Origin of the sequence: Gluconacetobacter liquefaciens, from assembly GCF_003350405.1 — a bacterium.
GTDB classification, from domain to species: Bacteria; Pseudomonadota; Alphaproteobacteria; order Acetobacterales; family Acetobacteraceae; genus Gluconacetobacter; species Gluconacetobacter liquefaciens.
On sequence record NZ_QQAW01000008.1, the window covers coordinates 1 to 20,506 of the forward strand.

The 20,506-nt window shown below is 65.0% G+C and carries 13 protein-coding genes; 6 read left to right on the top strand and 7 right to left on the bottom strand.

Annotation, left to right across the window (positions count from 1 at the left end):
- The first annotated feature begins 578 nt into the window (after window positions 1-578).
- Window positions 579-1,517 (top strand): hypothetical protein, encoded by a 939-nt coding sequence (locus C7453_RS18725; protein ID WP_141289216.1) that lies wholly within the window; start codon window positions 579-581, stop codon window positions 1,515-1,517.
- Between the two features lie 97 nt (window positions 1,518-1,614).
- Here the strand turns inward: C7453_RS18725 and C7453_RS13470 are convergent, their stop codons facing one another.
- Complete coding sequence (locus tag C7453_RS13470) at window positions 1,615-2,313, bottom strand: GntR family transcriptional regulator (RefSeq protein WP_114728075.1); 699 nt, start codon at window positions 2,311-2,313, stop codon at window positions 1,615-1,617.
- Between the two features lie 147 nt (window positions 2,314-2,460).
- On the opposite strand from C7453_RS13470, the gene putA reads away from it, so the two are divergent.
- On the top strand, window positions 2,461-6,186 hold the full coding sequence (gene putA, locus C7453_RS13475; protein ID WP_114728076.1) for a bifunctional proline dehydrogenase/L-glutamate gamma-semialdehyde dehydrogenase PutA: 3,726 nt from the start codon (window positions 2,461-2,463) through the stop codon (window positions 6,184-6,186).
- 54 nt (window positions 6,187-6,240) lie between these two features.
- On the opposite strand, the gene C7453_RS13480 is transcribed toward putA, so the two are convergent.
- Both C7453_RS13480 and C7453_RS13485 read right to left on the bottom strand, forming a co-directional pair.
- The gene (locus C7453_RS13480) at window positions 6,241-8,595 is read right to left on the bottom strand and encodes a TonB-dependent receptor (RefSeq protein WP_245949035.1); all 2,355 of its coding nucleotides are present in this window, start codon (window positions 8,593-8,595) and stop codon (window positions 6,241-6,243) included.
- Between the two features lie 213 nt (window positions 8,596-8,808).
- Window positions 8,809-9,756: an isocitrate lyase/PEP mutase family protein gene (locus C7453_RS13485; RefSeq protein ID WP_114728077.1), complete on the bottom strand. Its 948-nt coding sequence runs from the start codon at window positions 9,754-9,756 to the stop codon at window positions 8,809-8,811.
- Window positions 9,757-9,874: 118 nt separating this feature from the next.
- Here C7453_RS13485 and acnA point away from each other — a divergent pair, with 118 nt between their 5' ends.
- From acnA to C7453_RS13500, 3 genes are read left to right on the top strand one after another with little or no spacing between them, the layout of a single operon-like run.
- Complete coding sequence (gene acnA, locus C7453_RS13490; RefSeq protein WP_114728078.1) at window positions 9,875-12,532, top strand: aconitate hydratase; 2,658 nt, start codon at window positions 9,875-9,877, stop codon at window positions 12,530-12,532.
- Window positions 12,522-13,895 carry a dihydroorotase gene (locus C7453_RS13495; protein WP_114728079.1) on the top strand — a complete coding sequence of 458 codons (1,374 nt, stop codon included), beginning with the start codon at window positions 12,522-12,524 and terminating at the stop codon, window positions 13,893-13,895. Before acnA ends, C7453_RS13495 begins: the two co-directional genes overlap by 11 nt.
- 22 nt (window positions 13,896-13,917) lie before the next feature.
- Window positions 13,918-14,655 carry a GntR family transcriptional regulator gene (locus tag C7453_RS13500; protein ID WP_114728080.1) on the top strand — a complete coding sequence of 246 codons (738 nt, stop codon included), beginning with the start codon at window positions 13,918-13,920 and terminating at the stop codon, window positions 14,653-14,655.
- Here the strand turns inward: C7453_RS13500 and C7453_RS13505 are convergent.
- The 4 genes from C7453_RS13505 to C7453_RS13520 all read right to left on the bottom strand — a co-directional run bounded on the left by C7453_RS13505 (window position 14,555) and on the right by C7453_RS13520 (window position 18,807).
- Window positions 14,555-15,940 (bottom strand): APC family permease, encoded by a 1,386-nt coding sequence (locus C7453_RS13505; RefSeq protein WP_114728081.1) that lies wholly within the window; start codon window positions 15,938-15,940, stop codon window positions 14,555-14,557. The two genes, C7453_RS13500 and C7453_RS13505, sit on opposite strands and share 101 nt — an antisense overlap.
- Window positions 15,937-16,779 (bottom strand): GntR family transcriptional regulator, encoded by an 843-nt coding sequence (locus C7453_RS13510; protein WP_170143221.1) that lies wholly within the window; start codon window positions 16,777-16,779, stop codon window positions 15,937-15,939. Before C7453_RS13510 ends, C7453_RS13505 begins: the two co-directional genes overlap by 4 nt.
- Window positions 16,780-16,892: 113 nt before the next feature.
- Window positions 16,893-17,648 carry a maleate cis-trans isomerase family protein gene (locus C7453_RS13515; protein ID WP_114728083.1) on the bottom strand — a complete coding sequence of 252 codons (756 nt, stop codon included), beginning with the start codon at window positions 17,646-17,648 and terminating at the stop codon, window positions 16,893-16,895.
- The gene (locus tag C7453_RS13520; RefSeq protein WP_170143222.1) at window positions 17,638-18,807 is read right to left on the bottom strand and encodes an FAD-dependent oxidoreductase; all 1,170 of its coding nucleotides are present in this window, start codon (window positions 18,805-18,807) and stop codon (window positions 17,638-17,640) included. The genes C7453_RS13515 and C7453_RS13520 overlap by 11 nt, the downstream gene beginning before the upstream one ends.
- 144 nt (window positions 18,808-18,951) lie before the next feature.
- On the opposite strand from C7453_RS13520, the gene C7453_RS13525 reads away from it, so the two are divergent.
- Complete coding sequence (locus tag C7453_RS13525; protein ID WP_114728085.1) at window positions 18,952-20,502, top strand: aldehyde dehydrogenase; 1,551 nt, start codon at window positions 18,952-18,954, stop codon at window positions 20,500-20,502.
- The last annotated feature ends 4 nt before the right edge of the window (window positions 20,503-20,506 follow it).

Here is a 20,506-nt window from a genome sequence, read left to right on the forward strand (position 1 = left end):
GCCGAAGCGATACTGCCCGCACCCGCAACATACGCGCCCCCCGTCGGCAGCGCCTGCGCCGATGCCACCGACGTCATCCACGAGGTCAACGCCGTGAACCCGAGCAGGAATGCGCGCTTATGCAGCCTGGTCGGGGTCGTCTTCATGACAGGGTAAGCCTTCTTATAACGAGACAGAAAAGAAAAGAAAATTTCAGCCGCAAAACGCTCTAGCGGTTCTTCGGCAATCACTCCCAAAAACCGCGTTTTGAACACAGAAAAACAACAGTCACCAAGAAAGCCATCTCATTATTTTATTGCAAAAAAAATAATAAAAGATGGAGGATATTTACACTTCAAGATTTCTAAAAAAATAATAAACCATTAACAGTAAATTATACTATTTATTTCTCTTAAAAGTAATTTCATACTGACATGAAATTATTCAAATAGAATTGAATATTATCGCATTACTATACTTTCTCAAGTAAACATTCCTGGGTCCAGCATTCTGCATACTCTCCCGCCGATATCAAGGCAGGTGCCGCAACGTCACCAAAAATGCTACAAAATGCCCTCACAGAAGTTGAGACCAGTACAGTGACGATTATGGCTGAATGCTCACGAACACATGCCGCCGAGGATGACATTCGCACTGCCGCCCCCCTGTGCGACGCCCCGACCTACCGCGCCGATATCCTTGCCACGATGCCGAAATTCATGGATTGCCTGACTTTCAGCAACCAGGCCCTCCTGACCATTCACAAACAGATGCAACGCGAAGTCCGCTACGTCGCCGACATGCGGCGATGGGTCCTGACACATGGCGCGCTCATATTGCATTTCTCATACCAACTCGATCCGACGACCCCACCACTGACAGCAACCAATCTCTACCGCGAAGTAGAGGCAACAGGGATGGCTAGCCCAAATACAGTAACGAACTTCCTGAAAGAGATTGAAAATCTCGGATATATAGAACCACTACCTGACAGAAACCGCCGAAATCGTGCCTATCGCATGACAGAATTTTCCGAGCGAATGTTCTACATTTACCTCGACATCAATCTCGGCGGACTGGATCTGGTCGACGGCGCCAGAAGGGCCGACGCCACGCGGGCCGATCCGAAAATCCTGACCCACATGCATCCGATTTTCGCACGGTTGATGATGATCGACCACGCCGCCCCGCCTCCCCCCTCGCTCGCCCCTCTCATCAACACCACGATCGGCATCTCCATCCTCAATGAGATGACCAGTGGAGTCGGGTCGCTCAGTAACGCGCACGATGACCGGATTTACATATCCATGGACAGCGGTAGTGCCATGGCGCAACGCTACGGCACCTCGCGGGCCAACGTGGCCCGACTGCTCCTGAAGGTCCAGTCCGCGGGAAATTTCGGGAAAGACGAGAAAGGACAATGGATCTCAAGAACTCTACTGCATGATTACCATTGCTGGCAGGCCATCAAGTTCGCCCATACCTCCACCGCCTTCGCGCAGGCACAGAAAGAGCGCAGCCAGGCACGTCATCCATAACGGGCCGGAACAGGCCGGGTGGCCTCCATGACGCCCAGCCTGCCCCGCGCAGAAAACACACATGGATCACCACCGGCGCACCGGGGCAGGCCGCCCCTCAACCGCCCGCGCGATTCCGGCGCAGCACATCGATCGAAACATTCGCCGCGTCCAGGATATGCTGGCGGGTCAAAGGCCCGATCGCCGTCTCGTCACGGTGCCGACACGCTTCCAGCAACGCCAGATGCTCGGCATCCGTCACCGCCTTCCGTCCCGCGATTTCCAGATGCGCCCGGATATAGCGGTCCACCCGTCGATGCACGCCCTCGATCATTTCCAGCAGCCGGGGCCGCCCCGCTGCCTGATAGATCGCGCCATGAAACGCCCAGTTCAGCGCGCCTGACCGCGCCATCCCCTCCGGCTGCTCGCTAGTCCCGGCCACGAAGGCCTCATACGCATCCTCGATCCGCGCCAGGTCCATGCGGGTCATGCGCCGCACCGCCTGCACAGCCGCCATCTCCTCCAGCGCGGCGCGGATCTCGGAAAAATCGCTGATGTCCGCTTCCGACAGACCGGTCACCGTGGCACCCCGATTCTGCTGAAACAGCACCAGCCCCTCGACCTCCAACTGCTTCAGCGCCTCGCGCACCGGAATGGTGCTGACCCCGAATCCGCTGGCCAATTCCGATTGCGGCAGCGACTGCCCATCGGCAAGCACACCGTCCAGGATCGCCTCGCGCAACGCATTACCCACGCGCTCCGAGGCCAGGCCGCGCGTTTCCTGCGGCGCGCTCATGAAGATGCTCTCTGGCAGCATGGCTGTCCTCCCTGCTTCGCGACCCGATAGATCATATATTATCTTGCGAATCATATATGATATGATACGGGAACGGTATTCCTGACTTTCCTCCTCGTCCCGGAGGCTGACTTTGCAAGCAGCCTCTTATCATCGGCAAGCAGTCTCATGATATCCCAGCCCCCCCTTCTTTCCGTGTCCATACCTCCAACCGCCGCCCTGGGCGCCGCCCTGCCGCCCCGCGACGCGGCCCGCAAGCGCATCGCCGCCCATCTGCGCCGGCCCGAGGTCGAATGCGTGGGCGCCCTGATCGACAACGCGACCCTGTCGCCCGATCTGGCGGCCGAGGCTGGCACCACCGCGCGACGACTGGCCCGCGCACTGCGCGACGGCCGCCGCCCTGGCGGGGTCGAGGCACTGGTGCAGGAATTCTCGCTGTCCTCGCGGGAAGGCGTAGCCCTGATGTGCCTGGCCGAGGCCCTTCTGCGCATCCCCGACACCGCAACCCGCGACGCGCTGATCCGCGACCGCATCGGCACTGGCGACTGGCTGGCGCATGTCGGCCGGGGTCGCTCGCTGTTCGTCAACGCCGCCGCCTGGGGACTGGTCGTCACCGGCCACCTGGTCACACCCGAACGCCAGCACGGCTTGGCGGGCACGCTCACCCGCCTGGTCGCACGCGGCGGCGAACCGCTGATCCGCCGTGCAGTCGATGTCGCCATGCGCATGATGGGCGAACAGTTCGTCTGCGGCGAGACGATCGAATCCGCCCTGCGCACCAGCCAGGCCCGTCACGATCGCGGCTTCCGCTATTCCTTCGACATGCTGGGCGAAGCCGCGCTGACCGAGGCCGACGCCGCCCGCTACTGCCGCGACTACGAAACCGCCATCCACGCCATCGGCCGCGCGGCGCAGACCCAGGGCGGCCGCGACATCTACGATCGCAACGGCCTGTCGATCAAACTCTCGGCCATCCATCCCCGTTACGCGCGCGCCCAGCGCGAGCGCGTGATGGCCGAATTGCTCCCGGTGCTGGTCCGTCTCGCCCGCCTGGCGCGCGGCTACGATATCGGCCTGAACATCGACGCCGAAGAGAGCGAACGACTGGACCTGTCGCTGGACCTGCTCGAAGGCCTATGCCGCCACCCCGACCTCGCGGGTTGGAACGGCATCGGCTTCGTGGTGCAGGCCTACGGCAAGCGCGCACCCGCAGTGCTGGACTGGATCATCACCCTAGCGCGCGCCACCGGCCGCCGCATCATGGTCCGTCTGGTCAAGGGCGCTTACTGGGACAGCGAAATCAAGAAAGCCCAGCTCGACGGCCAGACCGATTTTCCCGTCTACACCCGCAAATCCCATACCGACATCAGCTATATTGCCTGCGCGCGCCTGCTGCTGGACGCGCCCGATGCGATCTTCCCTCAGTTCGCCACCCACAACGCCCGCACGGTCGCCACCATCCACACCCTGGCCGGCCCCGATTTCCAGCACGGGAAATATGAATTCCAGTGCCTGCACGGCATGGGCGAAGGGCTCTACGACCACGTCGTGGGTGCACAGCATCTCGACCGCCCCTGCCGCATCTACGCCCCCGTCGGCTCGCACGAGACGCTGCTGGCCTATCTGGTGCGCCGCCTGCTGGAAAACGGCGCCAATTCCTCCTTCGTCAACCAGATCGGCGACAGCACCATCCCGCTGGACACCCTGATCGCCGACCCGGTGCAGACAGCGCGCGACCTGGCCGCGCAGGGCGGCCTGCCGGTCGGAGCCCCTCACCCCGCCATCGCTCGTCCCCCGGCCCTGTTCGGCACCGGCCGACACAATTCCGCCGGCCTCGACCTTGCCGATGAACCGTCCCTGATCACCCTGGCCGACGAAATGGCCTCCGCCCCCCAACACTGGAAGGCCGCCCCCCTCCTGGCCGACGGCACCGGCACCGGCACCCCGCCACAACCGGTTCCCAACCCGGCCCGCCCTGACGACACCCCCGGCACAGTGCAGTTCGCCGACGCCGCCCAGGCAACCCACGCCGTCACCCTCGCGGCGGCGGCCCAGCCCGACTGGTCCGCCCGCCCCCCCCCCGCCACCCGGGCCGCGTGCCTGGAGGCCGCCGCCGACCTGCTGGAAGCCCACCATGCCGAACTGATCGCCCTGGTGGTGCGCGAAGCCGGCAAATCCTACCCCAACGCGGTCGGCGAAATCCGCGAGGCCGTGGACTTCCTCCGCTACTACGCGGCCACGATCCGGCAGCATTTCAACAACGCCACGCACACGCCCCTGGGCCCGGTCGTCTGCATCAGCCCCTGGAACTTCCCGCTGGCCATCTTCCTCGGCCAGATCTCGGCCGCGCTGGCGGCCGGCAACGTGGTGCTGGCCAAACCGGCGGAAGAAACCCCGCTGGTCGCCGCCCGCGCCGTCGCCCTGCTGCATCAGGCCGGCATTCCGGCCGGCGCGCTGCAACTCCTGCCCGGCGGCGGCGATGTCGGCGCGGCGCTGGTCGCGGACCCACGGATCACTGCCGTCCTGTTCACCGGCTCCACCGAGGTCGCGCGCCTGATCGCCCGCCAACTCGCCGGCCGCACCGGCGCCAACGGCCAGCCGGTGCCCCTGATCGCGGAAACCGGTGGCCAGAACGCAATGATCGTCGATTCCTCGGCCCTGGCCGAACAAGTCGTCACCGACGTCATCGCCTCCGCCTTCGACAGCGCCGGCCAGCGCTGCTCCGCCCTGCGCATCCTGTGCGTGCAGGACGATTGCGCCGAACCCATGCTGGCGATGCTGCGCGGAGCGATGCAGGAACTGCGCGTGGGCGACCCCGCCCTCCTGGCCACCGATATCGGCCCCGTCATCACCGAGGACGCCCGCGCCGGCATCGCCGCCCATATCGCGCGCATGCGCGCCGCCGGCTGCCGCGTCTGGTCTCCCGCCACGCCGCACGCAGTGCCCGGCGGCCATTTCCTGCCGCCCACACTGATCGAGATCGACGACATCGCCACCATCGGCCGCGAGGTCTTCGGCCCCGTCCTGCACGTCCTGCGCTGGCGGCGCGACAATCTCGACCGCCTGATCGACGCGATCAACGCCACCGGCTACGGCCTGACCTTCGGCCTGCACACCCGCATCGCCGAAACCGTGGCTCACGTCACCAGCCGCATCGCGGCCGGCAATCTCTACGTCAACCGCAACACGATCGGCGCCGTAGTCGGCGTTCAGCCCTTCGGCGGGCGTGGCCTGTCGGGTACAGGCCCCAAGGCCGGCGGTCCGCTGATCCTGCGGCGTCTGCTGGCATCATGCCCCGCCTTCACGCCTCCCGCGCCAGCCACCGCCGACCCGCAGGACAGCCGCCCCGGCCATCTCCCCCAGGCCGCCCGCGACTGGCAGGCCTTCTCAGCCGGCTCCGGCCATCCGGACGGCGTCACCGGCAAGCCCCTGCACGGACTGCGTATACCGATGCCCGGCCCGGTGGGTGAGACCAATCTCTGGTCGCTGGAGCCACGCGGCAGCTTACTATGCCTGACAGGTTCGGAAGCCGCCGCCCGCCGCGCCACCGGCATGGCGCTGGCTAGCGGCAATAGTGTGGTGCTGCTGGCCGGCCCCGCCACCGCCTGGACCGCCGACCTGCCCGCCGCCCTGCGCCCGCACATCCGCACGGTGCCCGACGTCACTTCCCTGATCGCACTGGCACATCCGGCATCGGCCATCATCCTCGCCGAACCCGGCGTTCCCGGCCTGGCAACGGTCCTGCAGGCTCTCGAAAACGGCCCGGTGGTGACGCTCCATACCCTCACGCCACAAGGCCCGCTGCCCGAATGGCTGCTGGAGGAGCGGCTGGTCAGCACCAACACAACTGCCGCCGGCGGCAACGCGTCGCTGATGACGCTGGATGCATCCTGAAGGGATGAATGCCCGCCCCGGGTCTCCGGGGCGGGCGGCATGACCCGCGCGGGATCAGAATTCCGCGCGCACGGTTCCGAAAAACTGGCGCGGAGCACCGATCAGCATCGACTGGTAATCGCCGCTGATGGGGTTGCCCTGCTCACCCACAGTCGCGATGTAGCTCTTGTTCAGCAGGTTGTAGACATTGAACTCCAGCGTGATGTGCTGAAGGATGCCATAGCCGCCGAACCGATAGCGCGCACCGAGATTCATGATGAAATTCGACGGTGCCCAGGCATCGTTCATGTAGCTGAGGTAACGGCGCGACATATAGGTCGCATCCAGATTGGCACTGGCATTGCCGTAGCGATAGACGAGTGACGATTTCCACATGAAGGACGGATAGTTCGGAACCTGCTTGCCCTTGATCCGCTCCAGCCCGTTCGAATCCGTGAAATTGTTGTCGAAGGTCGAGCGGTTCCAGCTGACGCTGTTATACCACGACACCCCCTGCAGAAACCGATTATTGACGAACGGATGCAGTGTCAGGCTGGCCTCGACACCATCAGTGGTCACACCACCAACATTGTTGAGGGCGCCGACCAGCTGGATGATCGGTCCGGAACTGACAACCTGCTGCCGGTTCTGGAAATTGACGCGATAGCCGGTCAACAATGCCGACAGATACCGGTCGTCATGACGATAGCCGATTTCATAAACATTTGACTCTTCGGGCTTCAGCTTCATCGATTGCTGAAAGACTGCCGGATCGCCGACCGACCAGGCCGATGCCGAAGCCCCCCCGCTCAATCCGAACTGATTGAATGCACGCATGTTGCGCGCAAAATCGAAGAACAGCTCGTCGTTATGGGTAAAGCGCCAGTTCGCGCTCACCTGGGGCAGGAACGGGCTATATGCCGTCTTGGTTCCCGAAGGCAGCGTGTCGTATCCGGTATAGGACGGATCGTTGCCCGTGATCCCGTCATGGGTGGTGACAAGCATCGACTTGAACCCCGCATTCACATGCAGGTTCGACGTGATGTCGTAGGTATCCTGGAAATAGGTCTGGAACGTATTGGTGTTGAACACATACCCATAGGCATGGTCAAAGGAATCACGCGGGTTGAGCCATGTGGTCGGGTCGGGCGGCAATCCCTGGCCCAGCAGGGGGTCCTGATACAGATGCAGGTCGTTTCGGAACTGATTGTTCTCATACCAGATGCCCGCACTCAGGTGATTATGGGCAATGTGGTATTTCGCCGAGGTCAGAAAACCGACACGCTGCACATCCAGCGAATATCCCTGAAGCTGAAGCGGCGCACCGTTCGGTGATGAACGGTAGGGCGACGTAAACGTACTCAGCCCCGGATCGTAATCGCCATAGACCGAAGCCTGAACGCTCAACCGGCTGGTAATATCCGACTTGAAGGTCAGATAACCGAAATAATCCTTTCGCATCCCCGATGATTCGTAATAGCTGACATCCATCGGATCATTGGTCAGATTTTCGCCATGGGTATATGTCCCCTGCGCCGCGAGATAGGCCGCCTTGTAATTCGGATAGTAATTATCGACCCGCGTGCCCAGCGTATGGATATAGTTCAGCGACAGGTCCTGATTATCCACTTCCTGACGATTGGCCCAGTTGAAATAAGCCGTCAGCGAACTCCGCGTCCCGATCGGCTGGACGAGCTTGAAATTGACCTGCTGATATTTGTTCGCCCCGTAGCCTTTCCATTTGTCGATCGTGGAATCGGCAAACGAGGCGGAAAATTTGGTACCGGTCGCATTGAGAATACCGCTGTCCACGCGGGCGAAGGTTCGAAAAGCCGAATTGCTGCCGAATGTCTGCTCGACAAGCCCACCCGCCTTGTCCGATGGATCGAGCGTATGAAAGCTGATCGCAGCCCCCAGTCCGCTGGTCGACGCCACGTCGACCGACCCGGCACCCTGCGAGATCGAGGCGTCGTGCAGGTTTTCGGTCAGAACGGCGCGGGTCGAACTCAACCCGTTATAGGTATTATAGCCCTGTTCGCCGAGCGGTATGCCGTCGAGCGTGAAACCCAGCTGGTTTTCACTGAACCCGCGGGAATAGATCCTGGCCGACCATTCATAAGCCCCCATCGGATCGGCGGAGGTAAAGACGACACCCGGCAATTGGCCGAGGATCTTAAGCGGACTGGTGCCCGGCACATAATTCGCGATCATCGTGCGCGTCGCCGCCTGAAGCTGGCGGGTGGAGCCACGTCCATTGGCGACGACGTTGAGCGTCTCGGGCACCACCGCAGCCTTTGCGACACGGCCCGCCGGCGTCGCGCTGCTCTTCGCAGCAGAAACAACCGACGGACGTGCAGCCTTGTGCGGGAGGGCTGGCTGGGCCGCATGGGGCGCCATCTGCGTCTGGGCCCGGGCCTGGGCAGACGCCATCAAGGCGATGCCCGATGCCGAAAGCATGAGAAACCGGGTTAGACGTGAGGCCTGCGAATGCAAAGAGGTCATGGGGCACCAACCTTCAACGGACAACGCTATCTTCTGTATATTGTCATACCTATAATACTTTAGCGCCGGATATCCTTGCGTCAACGCACCAATCCGATTCCGGAATATAAATTTTTGATCCTGGATCGGAAAAAAATGAAATTACGATTCGTTTTCCGCTCCATACCGTTCTTCAAGGGCATCCGTCGTCAGCAGCGAACGTTCCAGCGCCTGCATCGCAGGAAACCCCATCAGCGACCAGATCTCGTCTATTCCGACCAGCAGATCCGGCCGTTCGACCGTCTCGCCCGTCTCGATAGACGCTTTCATGGCGGCAAGCGCCGAGCGCATACCCATGATCGCCGCCGCGGGCAACATGCGCGGCAGGCTGATCCGGCGCACCCCCAGTTCCTTCAGTCGTCGCGGCGAAATCAGCGGCGTCGTGGGCCGCGCACGGATACCGAAACCCATGTTGATCGATACCGGCACCCCGGCCGCCTCGACAATGCGCGCAATCACCTCCTCAGAGCCTACGGCATCGGGAAAGATCATGTCCGCACCAGCCGCGACATAGGCCCGCACCCGCTCAAGCGTGGCTTCCAGCCCTTCGACGGCCAACGCATCGGTACGGGCGATAACGACGAAATCGTCATCGCGACGGGCCATGCACGCAGCCTCGATCTTCTTGACCATCTCCGCCCGGCCGACCAGCGCCTTGCCCGGCATGTGGCCGCACCGCTTCGGGCTCGCCTGGTCCTCGATATTCATGCCCGCCAGGCCGGCCTCCTCGAACATGCGAGTCGTGTGCCAGACATTCATCGGATTGCCATAGCCATTATCCGCGTCGGCCGTCACGGGAATCGACACGGCACGAGCGATGGTGCGGCATTGCGCAACGTTTTCTGCCAGCCCCATCAGGCCGACGTCCTCGATGCCCAGCACAGCATTCGCGATCGCCGCGCCACTGGTCGCAGCGCAGGAAAACCCCGCCGCCTCAGCCAGCCGCACGCTGTAGCCATCATAGACCCCGGGCGCGACAAGAAACGCACCGGATGAGATCAACTCCCGCAGGCGCGCGGCGGCAGAGGGAAGAGCCGTGGAACGGGTCATCGGAGTCCTTCATGTCAAATGTCCGTAGCCGGAATAAGTCAGCACCCCGCCAAACTGTCAACACTTATGCCAAATGGATGACTTGATTCAGGATGATATCTTAAAATAGTGTCGACACATGCAGCGCTCATATTGGACCGACACCACACCCAGCCAGGTCGACCTGGCGGCCATCACCGCCCGGCTCGGCACGACGCCCGATGCGCTTCCATTCTGTGCCCGCATCCTGCTGGAAAATATCGCCCGCCAGGCCCTGCGGGCCGAAGGCGACCACCTGTCGGATGCGACCCTGGCCGATCTCCAGGCGATCGTCCGCCGCACCCCCGCCGATCGCGGCCGCGGCGTGGCGCTCGCCGTCTCCCGCGTGATCCTTCCCGATTCCAGCGGCGTGCCGGTCCTGCAGAATCTGGCCGGCATGCGCGACATCGCGGCTGCGCGTGGCGGCGACGCACGGGCGGTCTCGCCATGCGTCCCGCTCGATCTCATCGTCGATCATTCCCTGCAGGTCGATGTCAGCGGTACACCCGATGCGCTGATCCGTAACCTTGCCCGCGAATACGAGCGCAATACCGAACGCTACGCCTTTCTCAAATGGGCGCAGCAGGCCATGCCGGGGCTGACGCTTCACCCGCCGGGCAGCGGCATCATTCATCAGATCAATCTGGAACGCCTTGCCCGGATCATGGTGGCCTCCCCCACGCCCCGCGGTACGATCGTCCATCCGGAGTTCGTCCTGGGCGGCGATTCCCATACCCCGATGGTCAACGCACTGGGTGTACTGGGCTGGGGCGTAGGCGGACTGGATATCGAAGCCGCCCTGCTCGGCCAGCCCTATGTCGTGCCGGTCCCCGAAATCGTGGGCGCGTTGCTCGACGGCATCCCGCCCCCCGGCGTGATGACGACCGACCTCGCATTCCTGGTGACCGAGACGCTGCGCCGCGCCAACGTCACCGGCGCCTTCGTCGAGTTCTTCGGCCCCGCCATACGCCACCTGCGGCTGGAAGAACGCGCCACCCTCGCCAACATGGCACCCGAATACGGCGCAACCTGCGGGTTCTTCGCCGTCGACGAGGAAACCTGCCGCTACATGGCCGCAACACGCGGCGCAGCAGCGGATCTGGAAACATGGACCCGGCGCGGCGGCCTCTTCCGGCCTCTGGCTCTCCCCCCTCCCGATCCCATCTATGATCGGGTCATCCGGATCGACCTGTCGACACTGGGCCTGTCCGTCGCAGGTCCACGCCGGCCGGAACAGCGCCTGCCCCTCGCAGAGGCCGCACGCTCCTTCCGCACGCTGCAGAACGAGGAAGACGGCACCCTTCGCCAGGCGGACGGCATCGCCGACGGCGCAGTCGCCATCGCGGCCATCGCCTCCTGCACCAATACCGCCAATCCCTCTGTCATGCTGGCCGCCGGTCTGGTCGCCGCCAAAGCCGTGGCACGCGGCATGCGCGTACCCCCGTGGGTCAAGACGTCCATGACCCCCGGTTCGCCCTCGGTGAAAACACTGCTGGAACGCACCGGCCTGCTCGCTTCGCTGGAGGCAGTGGGCTTCGCGATTGCCGGCTACGGCTGCACCACCTGCGGTGGCAAATCGGGGCCATTGCTGCCGGTGATGGAACAGGCGATCGAACGGCATGGCGTGCGGGCCGTCGCCGTGCTGTCGGGCAACCGGAATTTCGAGGGCCGCATCCACCGCCTGCTGCCGGCAAACTACCTCGCCTCGCCTCCCCTGGTGGTCCTCTTCGCTCTGGCGGGACGCGTGGATCTCGATCTGGAATCGGACCCTGTCGGCCACGATTCCACCGGCGCACCTGTCCATCTGCGCGACCTCTGGCCCACGTCAGAGGAATTGTCCGCGGCCCTCGGCGACAATGCCGGCCGAGGCGGCCCTGGTGAAGCGCCCGAGGAAAGCCGACACCTCTGGCGCACCCTCGCGGCACCGGGCGGCGATACCTATCCCTGGCGGCCGGACTCCGCCTATCTCTGCCGCCCCCGCCTCGGTGCCCAGAATGGCGCAGACTGGTCGCTGGACGATATCGACGGCGCAAGGGTGCTGGCGGCATTCGGCGATTCCCTGACAACCGACCACATCTCGCCCAGTGGCGAAATTCCGCCAGACAGTCCGGCCGGACGCTACCTCTCCGGCCTTGGCATCGCACGTCCGGCGTTCAACACTTACGTCGCCCGCCGCGGCAACCCGGAGGTAATGACACGCGCGACCTTCGCCAATATCCGTATCCGCAATGCGCTGGCCGGCGACGGCAGGGGGTGGGAAACACCCGGCCCCGACGGCACGCGCCAGACCATCCATGACGCTGCCATGGCATGGCGCGCCCGCGACGTGCCCCTGATCGTGCTGGGCGGCCATCGCTACGGCACCGGCAGCAGCCGCGACTGGGCGGCCCGCGGCACGGCCATGCTGGGCGTAAGAATCGTGATCGCCCGCGATTTCGAGCGGATCCACCGCGCCAACCTGGTCGGGATGGGCGTCCTTCCCCTGCTGTTCGCGGAGGGCGAAAGCTGGCCGGAACTCGGGCTGACCGGCCTCGAGACCTTCTCCTTTCACGGGTTGCGGGCCGGCATCGCCGATGGCGCCCCAATCACCGTCGAAGCCGCGGGAGACACCGGCATCCGCCGTTTCGTCACCCATGCGGCATTGCTGACGAACAGCGAACGCGCCCTCCTGCGGCAGGGCGGCATACACGAGGCCCTGCTGGCGGCGGTTGCCCCGGACCTGCGGCCGCAACACGGAGCAGATGACCATGAAGGCTGACCTCTTGCTCAAGGACGGGCTGATCGTCTGGCCCGGCCTCGGAACGGGCCGGGGCTCCGTCGCCGTCCGCGACGGAAAGATCGCCGCCATCCTCGCCCAGGGCGAAGACCTCCCGGCCCATCGGGTGATTCCCTGCCACGGCGCCTGGATCATGCCGGGGCTGATCGACCCGCACACCCATTTCGGCTTTGGAGCAGGCGACGACGATTTCCGCACGGAATCCCGCTCGGCGGCGCTGGGTGGCGTCACGTCCTATCTCAGTTTCCACCGCTCCGCCGACCTCGCGGAGTCCACCCCCCGCTGGATCGCTGCCGGCGAACGGCTTTCCTGTCTCGATTTCGGCTGCCATTTCGGCCTGACCAGCCTGCGCCACGTCGCCCAGTTGCCCGAGGTCATGGAGCGTTTCGGCGTCAATTCAGCGAAACTCTACCTGATGTACAAAGGCGCTTCCGGCGCCGCGAAAGGCTTTACCGAAATCGACGACGGGCTGCTGTTTGCGGCAATGCGCCAACTGGCATCCCTGTCCGGCTCGGTGCTGGGTGTGCATTGCGAGAATGTCGAGGTCATTCCCGGCCTGCGCACCCCGCTGCGCGAAGCCGGCCGCGACGATCTGGCGGCCTGGGACGAACAGAGCCCCGATTTCCTCGAAGCCGAGAACGTGTTCCGCGTCGGCTATTTCAGCGAAAAGACACGCTGCCGGGTCAACATCGTACACCTGTCGGCCGGCGAGGGGCTCGATATCGTCCAGATGCTGCGCGGTCGCAGCCATCCCGCCCCGATCGAGGTCGAGACCTGCGCCCACTACCTGTCCCTGTCGACCGACAGCGCCGCCGGCCTGCTGGGCAAGGTCAATCCCCCGCTGCGCGGCCGACGCGATGTCGACGCCTTGTGGAACGGCATTGCAAAAGGGCAGATTCTCACCGTCGGTTCCGATCACGTCCCACGCAAGCGCGCGACCAAGGGCCCCGACATATGGCAGGCATCGGCGGGCTTTCCCGGCATCGCGACCCTGCTGCCGGTGCTGATCACCGAAGGATGGCACCGGCGCGGCATCCCGCCCGAACGCCTGGCGGCCGTCACATCGGCAAACGTCGCGGCCCTGTATCGCATTCCCGGCAAAGGCTCCATGCGGGTCGGCGACGACGCCGACCTGGTGGTCGTCGATCCCGATTGCGAAAGGGTGGTGCAGGCGGCGACGCTGGAATCGCACTCCGACTATTCGCCTTACGAGGGGATGACATTGCGTGGCTGGCCGTCCCTGACAGTTGCCGGAGGCCGCGTCATGATGGAAAACGGCACCCTGACGGACGAAGCGGAGACACGTCGCGGCCGCTATCTCCACCGTACGTCCGGCGCGGGGTGACAACAGGATCAAGGAGCATGTCATGGACGGTCAGGAGGAAGACGACAGCGCCCGCTCGCTGGGCGAAGCGCTGTTTCGTGACATCCTGGCCCTGATCCATTCGGGCGGGATCGCCCCCGGCGCCACGCTGGGCGAAGCGACCCTGGCCCGTCAGTTCGGCGTCAGCCGCGGCCCGGTGCGCGAGGCGATACGCCGCCTGCAGGGCATCGGCCTGGTCACCCGCGAGCCTTTCGCCCGCGCACGCGTGGCATTGCTGGACAGGGCAGCGGTAGACGACCTGTTCGACATGCGCGTCGCACTGGAAGGCCGCGCCTGCGCCCTGGCCGCCACCCGCATGGACGAGTCCGCAATCACCAGCCTGCTGGCCGCGCTCGAACAGGCGCGTCGCCGCGACCTGGGCGATCCCGACATCCCCCCCGACGATTTCGACTTTCACCTCCAGTTGATCGAGCATGCGCGCAGCCCGCGCATCTCGGCGGTCCTGGGCGGCGATCTCTATCCGCTGCTCCGGCTCTATCGCCGCTGGTCCGGCGCCCGGCCGGAACGCAAGAGCGTCGCATACCAGGAGCATTGGCAGATCCTGCGCGCCATCCGCTCGCGCGACGCCGACCTGGCCCGCTCGCTGATGGAGCAGCATATCGAAAAGGCGCGCGCCAACCTCATGACCGCGCTGGACGCATCGCCCACCATCCGACCAGCGCCAGCAGCACACTCACCAGCGGCACCAGCCGCTCCGATCCTTCCAGCAGACCAAGCGTAACCCCGATTACCGCCAGGGTCGCGACCGTGCCGATCGCCGCGCAGAACCGCATCTCGCCGCTTCCCCCCGGTCGCCGCCCCATCACGAATCCACCGATGCAGGTCGCACACCAGGCGATCAGCAGGTTCAGGCTGGCGAATGTGCCGATCCAGATGAACCACCCCATATAGGATTCCTGTCCCGGTATCGGCCCCATCGCAATGCGGATCACGGCCACCAGCGCCGCCGTTCCACCCAGCAGGACCAGATTGGGCAGCACCGGCACCCCGCGCCCGTTGCTGGTGCGGGCAAAGGCGGCAGGCAGCACCCCGTCGCGCGCCAGGCACAGCAACCCGCGCGCGATGGCGATGCTACCGGCCGTAATCATCGCCAGTACGTCGGCAAGGGTCATCGTCATCAGAATGCCCTCGATCGCCGGCCCGCCGTAGCGTGGGTCCGCCGCCAGGGCCAGCAGCGGCATCTCCTGTCCGCCCAGGCGCCCCGCGTCGGCACCGAACTCGGCCAGGGCCGCAAAGGCCGTCAGCAGGTAGAAGGCCGCATTGACCCAGATCGTCAGGATCATGGCGCGCGGAATGGCCCGCGTCGGGTTGCGGCATTCCTCGGCCAGACTCGCCGCCCCCTCGAAACCGCCATACATGAAAAAGGCGAAGCTCAGCCCCATCATGACACCGGCCAGCCCGTGCCCCTGCGCCGACGGCAGCAGCCCCGCCTGCGCCACCGCCGGAAGATGCGGCGACTGCACCAGAACCCAGGCGGAGAACAGCCCGACGGCACCGATCGACACGACGCTGATGGCAAGCTGCAGATGCACCGCCATCGTGATGCCGCGGGAAACCGACAGCGCCACCAGTGCCAGCCCACCCAGCGCCCCCAGCCACCATGGCAGCACATGGCCGGTCAGATGGTCGGCCATCGTGGCCGCCAGCCCGCCGAAAGTCAGCGTACCGTTGACGAAGGCCGCAATCGCACAGGCATAGAACAGCAGCCCGAACACGGTGCCCGCCCGACGCCCGAGAGAAAGCTTGAGGTAATCGTACAACGATCCCGGCGTGCGGACCTGCCGCGCGAAACCCGCAAAGACACGGGCAACGGCCATCAGCAGAAACGCGGCGATCAGAATGCACAGCGGCACCGCCCCGCCCGCGCCGAAGCCCGAAGCCCCCACAGTCACCAGCGGCACGAAGACGATCGCCGAATAGATCGGCCCGACGCCCGAGGCAGCCTGGGCCACCACGTCGGCCAGGCCGAGTTCGCCGCGCAGGCGGCCGGAAGGCGCGGCGCTCATTCCGTTCCCGCCGCGGGCGGGGCCAGATCGCGCACGCTCAGATGCAGCGCATGCTCGCCCTGCCGCAGGCTTTCCGCCGAATAGGAAAGGAAATATTCGTACCGGTCCGGGCGGTACACCACCATCAGCCGCTCCACGACACGCCCGGCGGCATCCCGCGCGATTCGCAGCATGGACAGCAGCGGCGTGCCGATATCCACCCCCAGCGCCTCGGCCGCCGTCGCATCGGCCGCACAGGCGTTGAGGTGCTCGTCGAAATCGTGCAGTTCCACGCCCGCGGCTTCCAGCGCGGCGGAAACCGGCAGCGTCCCCAATTGCCGGCGCGGCAGGAAACGGGCGAACTCCGCAGGCAGCAGACAGACGGAATGCGATATCGCGGAACGCGTGTCCGAGCGCACGCGCTCGATCCGCAGCAACGGCGCATCGACCGGCACGCCAAGCTGTTCAGCCATGACCGGCGACGCATCGACGGTTTCATAACCGACGATCCGCACCTGGGTCTTGAAGGCCAGCGAGACCTGATTGCGCCGTACCGCAGTCGACTGCATGGCCGCCCGGATCGGGGCCGCGAGCGGAAAGGTCCCGCGCCCACGCAGGCGGCGGATCAGCCCCTCGCTTTCCAGCCGCTTCATCGCCGTGCGCAGCGTAATGCGCGACACGCCGAAGACCTCGGACAGTTCCGCCTCCGTCGGCATGGGCTCATCCGGCTGGAAACTGCCCTCCATGAGCTTGCGATACAGCACGACGTAGACACGATGATGCAGGGGAATCAGCGATTGTTGCGACAGGGGCTCGATATCGCGCAGGGCGGTCTGGACGGTCGGTTTCTTGGCAGCCATGAAAATTCTGGGAACTCGCGTCGGTTTGCCCCGCAATGAAGCACGGAACGACACGCGTGATCCATCCATCCTCCACGCCCACCGCCCCTCCGGGGGCAGGATGGCGGCCGCGGTCACGCCACCTCCGGCAGAACGGCCTCCAGCACCGGCGCGGACACGCGCACGCCGGCCGCCCGGCGCAGCCACCACGCGCAGGCGATGTTCGACGACAGGACCGGCACGCTCCCCGCCTGCCGCGCCGCCAGAATCGCCGGCAACGTCAGCAGGCCGGTCCCGCTGATGACGACCGCCTGCGCCTCGCCCGAAATGCCATCCAGCCCACGCTGGACGTCCGCCGTACCCATCTCGTAGGCACGGAACGTTTCCGACAGGCTCACCACCTGCACCACGTCATGGCCGGCCGCCTCCCAATAGGCCACGGCCTGCGCCGTCAACGCCTTCTGGTAAGGCGAGACCAGGGCCAGCCGCCGCACGCCCAGCGCCTCCAGCAGACAACCGATGGCGTGACTGGCCGTCGCCACCTTCATCGCCTCCGTCCCCAGACGCTCCGACAATGCCCGGTCCCCGTCCGGCAGCAGGCGATAGCTCGGCCCGGTCAGTCCCACCACCGCCGCGTTCAGCGACAGTCCCGCCATCTGTCCCAGGGTCGGACCATACAGATCGATATAGCGCGCGTTACGCTCGTCCAGCGTGGTATCCGGCATCACCGGAAAGCGCGCTGCGTACAGCTTGCCGGCCGGCAGCAGCAGGCGCGCCAGTTCGGGCTCGACCGTCGGATTGGCCGGCGGCACGAGAACACCCAGCCGCGGCATCCCCTCCAGATCGGTCAACCCCGCGCGCTGCGCGGCAGCCAGAGTCTCAGATCGCATCGATATCCTCCCGGTCGATCATGTCGAGCATCGAGGTCTCGACGAGGAATGCCCGCGCCTCCCGCGGGTCGGCCGCGATCGCGCGCACGCGCTCGGCCCAGTGCGACAGGTCACCCACGCTGCGGTCGGTCCGTTCCGCCAGCAGCGTGCTGCCTACCCTGTGCCGCCGTTCGGCTGCCGCCAGAACCGGCGCCACGTCGCCGCTCTCCAGTGCACGCAGGACCGCATTGGCAATCACGCACCCGTCATGCATGCCGCAATTCATGTTCATCCCGCCGCGCGTATTCGTCACATGGGCCGCATCCCCGATCAGGACGGCACGACCCACCGCATAGCGCGAGGCAATGCGCCGCGATGCGCGATACAGGTCCCAGCCATCGACCGGCGGCGCCGCGATGGCCGCCGGCAGCACATCGCGCAGCACGGCTTCGACCCAGGCCCGATCACGCCGCGTCTCATCCAGCGCCGCATCGGACGGACGCAGGATGACGCGCCAGCAATCATGCATTTCAAGCAGGCTGATCGAACGATTGCCGTCGAACAGATAGGTCACGCCGTCCAGACCAGGAATGAAATCGGCCATCGGCGCACGGGTGATCACACGCAGCACTTCGCCGGGATAGACCTTGCCATCGAACCCGATGCCCATCTGCTCGCGCAGGGCGCTGCCCGCCCCGTTGGCCACCAGCACGAAATCCGCCTCCAGCGCCTGCTCGCGGCCATCATGCCAATACCGCACGCAAGCGGCGCCATCCGCGCTCTCGACCGACAGCACGTCGGCACCGAACAGCAGGCGCACATGGGGCAGCCTCTCCAGTGCGTCCAGCGCCGCCCGCGCGATTTCGGCCTGTTCGACATGCACGCGATACGGATGCTCGGTCAGGTCGGCAAGCATCTCGAACGGAAAGCGCGCGAACGGTCCCGCGACCGTACGGTACTGGGCGGCCCGCACCACGCGCGTCCGCCCGCGCACCGGTTCGAGCAACCCCAGCCGGTCAAGGATATCAAGGGTCGGCGGATGGAATGTCGACGCCTTGGACGCGACATTGATCGTCTCCCGCTTTTCGAGAACGCAGACCGAAACGCCTGCGCGGGCCAGACGCAGCGCCGTGACGAGACCCACCGGTCCCGCGCCGCAGATGATGACCTTACCGTTCATCGAGCGGTGTTTCCTGTCATGGCGTCTCTTTTCATGCTCCATGGGTGCCGCAACCGAAACGATGTCGCTTGCGGTTCATGACTTAATGTCATACACATAATACATATGAAGTCAAACACCCTGAACGGAGCAGGAAAAACCAGCATGAGCGCGCTGCTTGTCGATGTCACTCCGACCGATTCCCGTCTGGCGCCCACCCCTCGCGCCGAGGATGGGTGCTTCGTCTACCGCCAGTATATCGACGGCGCGTTCGTCGATTCCGATGGCGAGGGCTGGATCGATTCCGACAACCCGGTCACGGGCACCGTCTGGGCACGCGTGCCCGACGGCACCGCATCGGATGTCGACCGCGCGGTCCGCGCGGCCACGGCCGCCTTCACCACCGGCCCCTGGGCCACCATGCGGCCGACCGCGCGCGGCGCCCTGCTGCGCCGTCTGGGCGACCTGATCGAACAGAACGCCGACTGGCTGGCCAGGGTCGAACTCCAGGACAACGGCAAGCTGATCGCCGAACTCTCCATGCAGATGCGCTACATGGCGCAATACTACTATTATTACGGCGGACTGGCGGACAAGGTCGGCGGCTCCGTGATTCCATCAGACAAGCCCGGTATCTTCAATTTCACGACATACGCACCCTGCGGCGTGGTCGCCTGCATCATGCCATGGAACTCGCCCCTGCCACTGACCAGCCTCAAGCTGGCGCCGGCCCTGGCGGCGGGCGCGACGGTGGTCCTCAAGCCGTCCGAATTCACGTCGGCCTCGCTGCTGGAATTCGTTAAGCTTGTGGAACTGGCAGGCTTTCCGCCGGGCGTGGTCAATGTGGTCACCGGTCGCGGCGCCGTGACGGGCGACGCCCTGGTCTGCCATCCCGGCATCCAGCGCATCGCCGTCACCGGTGGCCCGGAAGCCGGCCGCATCATCGCCGAGAAGGCGGCACGGCACATGAAGCGCGTGACGCTCGAACTGGGCGGCAAATCTCCCAATATCGTCTTCGCCGACGCGGATATGGACCAGGCGGTCAAGGGGGCGGTTGCTGGCATTTTCGCCGCCTCCGGCCAGACCTGCGTGGCAGGCTCGCGCCTGCTGCTGCAGGACAGCATCCACGATGCGTTCCTCGAGCGCCTGGTCGATTTCATTCGCGATGTCCGTTTCGGCTCCCCCGCCGACCCGGCGACCCAGATCGCGCCCATTTCCACCCGGCCGCAGTTCGAGAAAGTCCGTTCCTATGTCGACATCGCGCAGCAGGACGGCGCGCGCCTGGTCGCCGGCGGCAAACCCCGCGCGGTTCCCGGCTTCCCCAACGGACTGTTCTTCGAACCCACGATCTTTGCCGACGTGACCAACGACATGCGCATCGCGCGCGAGGAAGTCTTCGGCCCCGTCCTCAGCGTTCTGCGCTTCCGTGACGAGGAAGATGCAATCCGAATCGCGAACGATACCGAATTCGGCCTGGCGGCAGGTGTGTGGACCGAATCCCTGCGACGCGGAATTCTGATGTCCGAACGACTGCGGGCGGGAACGGTGTGGGTGAACAATTACCGTTCCACCAGCACCACCTCGCCCTTCGGCGGCTTCGGCATGAGCGGCGTCGGACGCGAGGGCGGCATCGCAGGCATGATGGAATATCTCGAAACCAAGAGCGTGTGGATCTCCACCACCGCCGAAATCCCCAATCCTTTCGTGCGGCGCTGACGCG